The following is a 10,381-nucleotide window of genomic DNA, read 5'->3' as shown; positions in this document are numbered from 1 at the left end:
GGGATATCGGAATGAATTTAGGATTTATCGGCTGCGGAATCATTTCGGAGGCCCATTTGCGCGGTCTCGCCGAGTTGAAGGATGCGGGCGGGCCCGCCTTCGCGGTGCCGGCGGTCTGCGACTTGAGACACGAAATGGCCGCAGCGTTCGCAAGACGGGTAAAGGAGACGTTGGGCCAGGAGCCGAACGTCTATACCGACTACCGCGAAATGCTGGAGAAGGAACGGCTGGAGGCCGTATCCGTGCTCGTGACCCACGACTTGCACCATTCCGTCGCGGAAGACTGCTTTGCGGCGGGCGCGCACGTGCAAATGCAGAAACCGCTGGCGATCAGTCCTTCTTTCGGACGTAAGATGATCGAGGACGCGAAGCGTTACGGCAAAGTGCTGACGCTGTCCGAGCCGAGCGTGTTGGGAGCGGCAAACGTCGCTGTTTCCAGAGCCGTGCGCGGCGGATTGATCGGGAACGTTTACTTGGTATTGGATTATGCCGCAAGTGCGGTCGGCAGCGGATTTTTTGCCGGAACGCCTTGGCGCCATATGAAGGGAAGGGCGGGTGCGGGATGGATCAACGACCACGGCGTGCATCGGACGCATTCCTTCCTCGACGTGGTCGGTCCGGTGGAAGAGGTGTTCGCTTACGCCGCCATTTTCGAGAAAGTCCGAAGCCACGGCGGAGTCACGATTCGGCCGACCGGAGAAGACGCAGCCGTCACGGCGTTCCGGTTCGCGAACGGCGCGCTCGGCCATTGGATGTGCGCGACGGCGATTCACGGGGAAGAAACATGGGGAGTCCGGTTTTACGGAAGCCAAGGTTGCCTGGTTCCGGGCAAACATGCGGCGCTGGGCGATGGAACCGTCGTCACCATGGCGGAGATCGTCGAGCAGTACGCTTCAGGCGTGATTGCAGATCCGTTTGCCCACTCCTATTTGGAGCTATACGAAGCCGTAAAATCCGGGAAACCTCCGATTTCCAGCGCGGAAAGCGGCTTGGAAGCGCTCGGAATCGTATTTGCCGCGCTGGAGTCGGCGACGACCGGCGAGCCTGTCCGCGTGCAAGACGTGATCACCGGCGCGAAGCATGCTTATGAGGATACCGTAATCGAGGAAATGGCATAGAAATGAACGTTCAGGAGGAAAAGAACATGCGGTTCGGCGCAATCGAAGCCGGCGGTACGAAATTCGTATGCAGCGTGGGAAATTCGGATGGCATCCTTGAGGATCGAGTTCAATTTCCTACGGAACGGCCGGAGGTTACGCTCGCGAAGGTTACCGAATATTTTGCGGACAAGGAAATCCAAGCGATCGGAATCGGTTCATTCGGCCCCCTTGAGTTGGATGCGTCCAGCCCGGAATACGGACACCTGACGACGACTCCTAAGCCGGGATGGTCCGGTTATCCATTGCTTCCTCATCTGAAACGCGCGTTTCACGTGCCTTTCGGATTGGATACGGACGTGAACGCGGCCGCGTATGGGGAAGCCAAGTGGGGGGCAGCCCAAAGGCTGGACAGCTGCATCTACATCACGATCGGAACGGGCGTCGGTATAGGGATTTATGCAGAAGGCCGCCTCGTTCACGGGCTTGTGCATCCGGAAGGCGGGCATCTTTTCGTCAGGCGACATCCGGAAGACGGTTTTCCGGGGACATGTCCATTTCACGGCGATTGCCTTGAGGGGATGGCATCGGGTCCCGCCCTCGAAAAAAGATGGGGATTACCGGGCGGCGCGCTTCCGGAGGACCACCCTGCGTGGCGGATGCAGGCCTATTATATTGGGCAAGCGGTTGCCGATGCGATACTTCTGCTGTCGCCGAAAAAGGTGATTCTGGGCGGAGGCGTCATGAAGCAGGCTCAGTTGCTGCCGATGGTACGCCAAGAAGTTCAGCGCCGTCTGAACGGCTACGTGAACGCGAAGGCCATTCTCGAAGACATTGATGAATATGTCACGGCTCCGGGGTTGGGGGACGATGCGGGGCTTCTCGGAGCCCTGGCGCTCGGAATCGATGCATGGAAGGATCGTTAGCGGCAAAAAGCGAATAGAAAGTCGTACGGGCAGCCATCGGCTGCCCGTTTTCTCTGCTTAGCGAATAATAAATTGCGATATGCCGGCTTTTAGCTCACGCGATACGGTATCCAGCTTCTCGGACAAACGGACCATGCCGTCGCTGATGCTCAACTGTTCGTTACTGAGAGAGGCAACTTCTTCGGACGTGGCAGACGATTCCTGGGCGACGGCACTCACGTTCATCATCGCATTTGACAATACCGACTGCGTCAGGTCCAACTGGCTGATCGAACCCGTCACAAGTTCAAGTTTCTCGGTGAATTCCTCCATTTTTCCTTGCACCGTCAGGAATATCCCGTTTGCATCCCTGACCGATCCGATTTGCTCCTGGAACAGCGGGTAAGCATCGGATAGAATACGTACCGTTTCATCGATTTCCCTGCTGTTTTTTTCGATGATTTGGCCCGCGACATCAATCGATTCGCGCGACTGGTCCGCGAGCTTGCGGATTTCGTCCGCGACGACCATGAAGCTTTTGCCAGCCGTTCCCGCTCGAGCCGCTTCGATCGTTGCGTTCAACGACAAAATATTCGTTTGTTTGGACAGAGTCATGAGCATTTCAAGTATTTTCACGATGGAACCCGTGCTTTCTTTAAGTGCGTCTACCTTCTCGACCATGGCACGGGTCTTTTCTTCGGTCATTCCGGTCTTCTGCATCAGTACGCCCATATGAGCCGTCCCTTGCATACCCGCTTCCCTTACCTCTCTCGACGAAACCACCATTTCTTGATTGGCGTCGATCACCTTTTTCATTTGAATCCCCATGTCGTACGTAAGCTCGCTGCCTCTTTCGGCTTCCGTTGCCAAGTTAGCCGCACCGCCCGCAATCTCTTCCGTTGCGGTCGCGATCTCTTTGGCTGATAAAGATGTCTTGCCGGATGCTTCCGTGAGTTCGGCCGCAGTCAGGAGTACATCCTCCGCGGAACGCGTCGTCTGTTCGGCCAACGTTCGGATTTGACCCATCATCCGGTCGAAGCTCTCCATCAGCTCTCCGATTTCATCCTTGCGTTTCTTGCCGCCGGAACGGACGGTAAGATTGCCGCCGGCCCCTTCGTTCATGAGATTTCGAAGTTTGACGATCGGACGTCCGATGTACTTGAGTACGAGAACGCCGATGGCAATAGCGATGAGAGCCGCGATACTTGCGGTCAGCCACATCAGCGTTTGGATTTCCTTCGCATCCCGTACTAGGTCTTTGATAGGAACGGTACCCAGAAGCCTCCAGTTCATCCTGTCGAATGACGCATAAGCCGCCAGCACGTTCGTGCCGCCGGTGGATGTTGCTTTTAGCGATCCTTTTTGGGGCGCATCACCTTCCGCAGGCAAGCTCACTTTTGCCGGCTTTCCGATCCATTCTTCTTGCGGCGCGGCGACATAATGGCCTTTGGAATCAAGGATGGCCATTTCGCTTCCTTCTCCCAAGCTGACATCTTCGTAACTCTTGCTGATCGATGCAAGGTGAATCTCCATTACGAGCACGTATGTAGGCTGATTGCTCATATTATCTTTGATGAGTCGACTCATGCCGATAGACGGGGGAGCCGGAACTGCGGCCAATCCATCTTGCTGCGGCGGAATCCAAACCGGTTTCCCGTCTTTTTCGATCACCTGCTTAAACCATTCGGTCTTTTTTAAAACCTCGGACCTGTCGGCTTGGGCGCTTCCAATATTTACGGCGGTCAGATTCGGATCTACCGGTATCAACAAGACTCCGCTGATCGAGACGTTACCCGTCACATATTTCCGCAAATGATCCTTCAGCATTCCGGTATATTCGGATTTACCGTGCTCGGGATCGTTTTGCAATTCTTGCCGAACCAACTCGTGAAAATCGTTATCCACCATGATTTGCATGGATAAATCCTCATAGGATCTAAAAATAATATCCAGTTTGCTTGCGACTTGATTGATCGTCTGAAGGCTGGAATCCGACACCTTGTTTTCGATGATATTCTTCGCTTTCGTATACGCCATAAGTCCAACGGTCATTACGCACGCGAGAATGCTGCAAAAGATGATGACGAAAAGCTTCGTTCCGACGGATTTGAACACTTGCGTTGTCATTGGACAAGACTCCCCTTGAAACCCATATCTATTATTTCTAAATTACGTTAAATCAAGGGGATTTTCTTTTAGATTTATTCGACTGTTTCTTTCATTTTGTTCTCGTTTTCGTTTCGGATGCCGGGGAGTTTGAGGGGCTGGCGGTGCGCGGATTAGGTGCTATAATCAGACTCAATACAACAGAGACGGTCGGTGAGATCTTGATTCGGAAATTGAACCTCTCTTCGAAAAAGCAAGTCGTATTGATCATGATGATTTTCATCATCCCGCTTGTTCTGCTGTTAACCATTTATAATTTTTACGTGGTCAACGTCCTAAACGACAAGATCGAACAAACGAATCGGAACACGATCATGCTGTATCAAAACGCGTTCGAAAAAAATCTGAAAAACGCCGATACGTACATGTCGAATTTAGTGTCTAACGATTACAGTTTCATGAAAATGAGATTTAAGCAGGATCCGATCGATCTGCAATTTTATGCGCAAGACCTCATGAATAAATATCAGGGTTACTTCCAAACGAACGAAGTCATCGGGGGCATGTTCGTCTATTCGAAAGCGAATGGTCTCTTTTATAAAACCTATAGCCAGGACTACTCCCATGACATTCGGCAAGGTGCCGAAAGTTATTTGAAATCCGTTATCGAGTCGAACGAAAACTCCCGGTCGCGCGGGTGGTTCCCGCATGAGATCGACGGCAAATACTATCTGTTTCGCATATTGGGAAACCGGGACACCTATACCGTTTGCATGATCGATTTCGGTAAAGTAATCGTGCCCCAAAGCTTCAGTCAAACCCAAGGCGACGGTTTTTTCGCGTTCGCCAATCAGGAAGGCATCCCCCTGACTTCCATCGATGAGATCAAGCAAAAGGGAATTAACATCCAGAACCATAACGGATCCCACTATATTTCCGGCAGTCCCCAAAAGTACTTCGTGGTGCAAAACGATTCGGCTTCAACCCGGTTAACCTATATATACATAATCCCGTACCGAGGGCTTCTATTCTATTTGGACACGGTTCAGATCGCCTTCTTGGTCGGTTCGGTGTTCATCTTATTGCTGATGTTCGTCTCGTTCCTGTTGCTGGAGCGTTCTTACTTTAAGCCGCTTAAGCGAATGATGGCCACGATGAAGAAGATCAAAAACGGACATCTGAACGCAACGATGAATACGAGCTCGGGAGTCAACGAATTCAGGCAAATGAGCAACACCTTTAATGAAATGATGACTGAAATCAAGGATTTGAAAATCGAGAGCTACGAGAAAGAGATGAAGAAGCAGCAGGCCGAGCTTCAATTTTTGCAAAATCAGATCAAACCGCATTTTTACTTGAATGTCCTCAAAAACCTGTTCGGGATGGCAGAACAGAAAAAATACGGTCAAATTCAGGAAATGATCCTCCTCTTGTCGCGCCATTTACGCTATATGTTCCAAGAGAACGACTCCTTGATCCCTCTCGAAGATGAAATAGCCAACGTTCAGAATTATATTGAACTGCAGCAAATGAGTTCGTCCTACGAGCTGATTTGTAGAGTGAATGTGGACGAGCGTTTAAAGGATTTCCGGATTCCGCCGGTTTCTCTCTTAACGTTCGTGGAGAATTCCATCAAACATGTCGTTTCGATCCATAAGCAACTGATCATTTCGATCAAAGCGAGCCTGCTTGATAACGGTGACGAGAAATTCGCGAATCTCACGATTATGGATAATGGGAGCGGTTTCCCGGACGAAATGCTGGCTTTGTTGAATGACCCGAATTCCTATGCGTCGAAGGAAAATGTCGGGATTTTAAACGTCATCCGAAGATGCAGCGTGATTTTCCAAAATAAGAGCACTTTTTTGTTCAGCACGTCAAACGGCGCATGCATCGATATTTTCATTCCGTACCGCACAAATGAAACGACGAGGAGAGCATGAGCGTGAACGTACTCATCGTAGATGATCAGACGCAAGTGGTGAACGGATTGTTCTTCGGCATCGATTGGGCGAAAATCGGAGTGAAGGAAGTGCTGAAAGCCTATAACGCTTTCGAAGCACGGGAGATTTTAAGCAGCCGCCACATCGATATCATGTTATGCGATATCGAAATGCCGGCCGAAAGCGGACTGAATTTATACCAGTATACGATCGAGCAGAAGATCGATATCGAATGCATCTTCTTGACTGCGCATGCCGATTTCAACTATGCCAAAACGGCGATGCAGTTAGGCGGATTCGATTATATTCTCCAACCCGCGAGATACGAAACGATTGAAAATACGATTCTAAAAGCGATCCAGAAAATCAACCACAAGAACGAAACGAAAAAATACTATTCTTTCGGTAAAATGTTTCAGCAAAACAAAGAGATTTTGCTGGATAACATCGTCAAGGACTGGATTTTTCGCAGATATCAAGATTGCGCGCGTTTCCTCAAGGATCTCGGACAAATTCAAGTCTCGCTGAATCCGCAAGATCCCGTTTATCTCGTGACGCTCGACGTCTTTCATTTGAAAGAGACGATGGATTCCTGGCGTAACGGCATGTTGAAATTTTCGATCGGCAATATCGTGACGGAGCTGTTCGCGCGGTACGGCCAGCAAGTGTTGGTCGTTCAAATCGAAGAAGAAAAATTTTTGCTCCTCGTATATTCCCCGGATCGGAAGCTGATCGATCAAGAGGGCGTCTTGCGGCAGCTGAATAAATTGATCGAGGTATACCGTTCCTATTACGGCTGCGACATCGCCTGTTATACCGGATCTAAAGTCGCCGTTTCGGATACGCCCCAGCAGGCCGCGCTGTTGTTCGAGATGATGCAAGACAATGTTTCTTTCGCAAGCAAAGTATTCCATTTGGAGGATCGAGCTGAACAACCGGCCGTATCTTACCCGATTCCGAACATGCGAATTTGGAGCAAGCTGCTCGAGCAAGGCGATACGGAAGTCGTTCGCGACCAAGCCTGCGAGTTGTTGAATCGTTTGGCGACGGAAGGAAAAATCGACGCCGAATTTTTAAAGCGGTTTTATCAGCAATTCATGCAGATGCTGTACACGGCCGCGGCTGCGATGGACATTCCGCTGGATCGGATTTTTCAAGACGGGCACAGCTTGGAGAAAGGGTTAAGTTCGTACACGAATGTGGACGACATGAAAGAATTGATCGCGTATACGACGAAGTTTTTCAAGCCGTTTCCCGGCTCCGAAGAAGAAATGAAAAACCAGGTCGACGTGATCCTCCAATACATTCGCGACCATATCGATCAAGACATTCGGCGCACGGATATCGCACGGGAAGTTTATTTGAATCCGAACTACTTATCCAGATTGTTCAAATCCGAAACGGGAATGTCTCTCAAAGAGTTCATCGTGCTGGAGAAAATGAAGCTTGCGCAAGCGATGTTAAAATCGACCAAGCTGCCGATCAGCATCATCGCCATGAAAGTCGGATTCTCGAACTTTTCCCACTTTTCGCAAGTGTATAAGAAGACCTGGAACGTCACGCCCGCCGAGGACCGCGGCTAACGGGAAAGTGGAATGCCCTCCGTATGCCTGCGAGGCTGCGAGAGGGTATTCGTTTTGAATCGAACAAGTTACAAATCCAATAACGGAAAGTAACATTTTCAACAATCGCGATCGCGATCCGGCGCAGGTCCGGATTAAAAGTGATAATACCCGTAACAAGTTCGGTAGAGCGGTATACCCGCATGCCGCTAAGATGAAGATGAGCTCAAAAGAATGAAACGATCGAAGGGAGTCTACTGGAAATGAAACAGAAAAGGAAGTTGGCTTTACTCTCGGTACTGGCTTTGTCGACCGCATTGTTTACCGCTTGCGGGAATGACAAGTCGGCCGAAAGCGCATCACCGGCTCAAAGCGCGAGCGCGAAGCCTTCCCAAAGCGCGGCCGCGGAGAAACCGTATACCGTCGATCTCATGATGGTTGGCGACGGCAAAGAGGAAGACATCAAAGCGGTAGAGGAAGCCATCAACAAGATTTCGGAACCGCTGATCAACGTGGATGTCAACATCACGAGAGTCGGCTTCGGTTCGTTCCAACAACAGGCGAATCTGGCGCTGTCGTCCGGCGAAAAGATGGATCTGTTCGTCACCTTCGCCCTGGATATCAACACGCTCGCGAACAGCGGCCAGATTTTGCCGATGACGAAACTGTTGGAAGCACATGGCCAAGACATTTTGAAAAACCTGAGCGAAGGGGACCGTCGCGCGGTTTCGATCAACAATGAAATCTATGCGATCCCGACCGCAAAGGAAAAAGCGACGAATTACGGCTTCATCATGCTGAAGGAAATCGCCGACGAAATCGGCTTTAAGCCGGAAGACGTGACGAATCTCGACCAGCTTGAAGCGATCATGAAGAAAGCGAAAGAACTGCATCCGGACATGTACCCGATCGGGCTGGATTTCACGAACGTCTACCGTCCGAACACGGAAGACAACTTAGGTACCGGCGCAGGGATCATCGACGCCATGGGAGATAGCACGAAAGTCGTCAACATGGTCGAAACGGACAGCTACAAAGACTTCGTGAACCATATGTACAAGTGGGCGAAGAGCGGCTTGGTCCAGCCTGACGCCGCCAACAATTCCGAAAGCAGAATCAGCCTGCTCAAAGCCGGAAAAGTAATGGGCGGCTTCAGCGGATTGAATCCGGGCAACGTCGATGACATCGCGAAACAAGTGGGCAAACCATTCACCGTCATCCAACTGACGAAGCCTTTCTCCATTACGGGCCACGTTTCCGGCATGGGATGGTCGCTCGCGAGCGGCAGCGAAAATCCGGAAAAAGCGATCGAGTTTTTGAACCTGGCTCATACGAATGCCGATATTTCGAACTTGCTCGTTTACGGCGTCAAGGATCGGAACTACGTGATGGTGGACGAAGCGAAAGGCATTATCGACTATCCGGCAGGCGTAGATGCAAGCAATACGGGCTGGATGTCGCTTCCTTGGGCAACGCCTAACGCTTCGATCGCTTATATTTGGAAAGGCGAACCCGAAGATAAGTGGGAGTTCCTGGACAACTATAACAAATCGGCGCACCAATCTCCGGCGAAAGGCTTCCGTTTCGATGCCGAAAGCGTAGCGAATGAAATCACGATGGTCAGCAACGTTGACGCGAAGTATAGTCTGGCTCTGGAAACGGGCACCTTGGATCCTGCCAAGACGCTGCCTAAGTATTTGGAAGAATTGAAGGCGGCCGGCGTCGACAAGATTATCGCGGAAAAGCAAAAGCAGCTTGATGCTTGGCTGGCGGCAAATAAAAAATAAGCGTTGTAAATGGGATAGAAGATAAGCGGAGGTAACCATGTTACTGCTCAAAAAAAAAAGCTAGATAGATTCACCAGGTATATTCCGCTCTATTTGATGCTCATCCCGGGATGTATTTATATCATTATCAATAACTACATCCCGATGAGCGGTCTTATAATCGCTTTCAAAAAGATTAACTATCGGTTGGGGATTTGGAACAGCCCTTGGGTCGGCCTCAAAAACTTCGAATTTCTGTTTAAGACGAACGTGGCTTGGACGATCACCCGAAATACGATTTTGTACAACTTGACCTTTATCGTCTTGGGAACCGTCATGGCGGTCGGCGTTGCCATGTTACTCAACCAAATTCGTCAAAATACGGCGAGAAAGTCCTATCAGACGGTCATTTTGCTTCCGCATCTGATTTCGATCGTAGTCGTGAGCTACCTCGTTTTCGGTTTTCTGAGCTCGGAATCGGGTTTCGTAAACAAAAGCATTTTGCAGCCGCTGGGAGTAAGTCCGATTTCTTGGTATTCGTCTGCAAAATACTGGCCTTTTATCCTCGTGATCGTAAGCCTTTGGAAATCCTTCGGTTACAGCTGCATCATTTATTATGCGACGCTCGTAGGCATCGACAGGTCTTATTACGAAGCCGCGGTCATCGACGGGGCGAACCGGTGGAAGCAGATGAAACATATTACGCTTCCGGGACTCAAATCCATCATCGTCATCTTGACGCTGATGGGCATCAGTAAAATCTTTTATTCCGATTTCGGGTTATTCTACCAGGTTCCGATGAATAGCGGCGCTTTGATAGATGCCACGAACACCATCGACACATACGTATATCGGGGACTGACGAAACTGAACAACGTAGGGATGGCGTCGGCAGCCGGTTTTTATCAATCCATTGTCGGATTCTTCCTCGTACTCCTAGCGAATTATACGGTCAAAAAAATAGATGAAGACAGCGCCTTGTTTTAGCGGAACGGAGTGATT

The 10,381-nt window shown here is 50.3% G+C and carries 7 protein-coding genes; 6 read left to right on the top strand and 1 reads right to left on the bottom strand.

Annotated features, from left to right (window positions below; genetic code table 11):
* Positions 1 to 11: 11 nt before the first annotated feature.
* Both EAV92_RS14760 and EAV92_RS14755 read left to right on the top strand, forming a co-directional pair.
* Complete coding sequence (locus EAV92_RS14760) at positions 12 to 1,118, top strand: Gfo/Idh/MocA family protein (RefSeq protein ID WP_164472787.1); 1,107 nt, start codon at positions 12 to 14, stop codon at positions 1,116 to 1,118.
* A gap of 26 nt (positions 1,119 to 1,144) precedes the next feature.
* A complete protein-coding gene (locus tag EAV92_RS14755; RefSeq protein ID WP_123043747.1) occupies positions 1,145 to 2,023 on the top strand; it encodes an ROK family protein in 879 nt (292 codons plus the stop codon).
* 57 nt (positions 2,024 to 2,080) lie between these two features.
* Here EAV92_RS14755 and EAV92_RS14750 read toward each other — a convergent pair whose 3' ends face one another.
* Positions 2,081 to 4,129, bottom strand: coding sequence for a methyl-accepting chemotaxis protein (locus EAV92_RS14750; RefSeq protein ID WP_241158279.1), 2,049 nt, complete (start codon positions 4,127 to 4,129; stop codon positions 2,081 to 2,083).
* A 200-nt stretch (positions 4,130 to 4,329) separates the two neighbouring features.
* On the opposite strand from EAV92_RS14750, the gene EAV92_RS14745 reads away from it, so the two are divergent.
* The 4 genes from EAV92_RS14745 (at position 4,330) to EAV92_RS14730 (ending at position 10,366) form a co-directional block, all read left to right on the top strand.
* Positions 4,330 to 6,051 (top strand): sensor histidine kinase, encoded by a 1,722-nt coding sequence (locus EAV92_RS14745; protein ID WP_123041809.1) that lies wholly within the window; start codon positions 4,330 to 4,332, stop codon positions 6,049 to 6,051.
* A 2-nt stretch (positions 6,052 to 6,053) separates the two neighbouring features.
* Complete coding sequence (locus EAV92_RS14740) at positions 6,054 to 7,634, top strand: response regulator (RefSeq protein ID WP_164472786.1); 1,581 nt, start codon at positions 6,054 to 6,056, stop codon at positions 7,632 to 7,634.
* A 242-nt stretch (positions 7,635 to 7,876) separates the two neighbouring features.
* Complete coding sequence (locus EAV92_RS14735; RefSeq protein WP_123041807.1) at positions 7,877 to 9,400, top strand: ABC transporter substrate-binding protein; 1,524 nt, start codon at positions 7,877 to 7,879, stop codon at positions 9,398 to 9,400.
* A 186-nt stretch (positions 9,401 to 9,586) separates the two neighbouring features.
* Positions 9,587 to 10,366, top strand: a complete 780-nt coding sequence (locus EAV92_RS14730; protein WP_338134376.1) for an ABC transporter permease — start codon at positions 9,587 to 9,589, stop codon at positions 10,364 to 10,366.
* The last annotated feature ends 15 nt before the right edge of the window (positions 10,367 to 10,381 follow it).

It is taken from the genome of Cohnella candidum (genome assembly GCF_003713065.1).
In the GTDB taxonomy this organism is placed as follows: Bacteria; Bacillota; Bacilli; order Paenibacillales; family Paenibacillaceae; genus Cohnella; species Cohnella candidum.
This window is presented reverse-complemented; position numbering and strand designations above follow the sequence as displayed.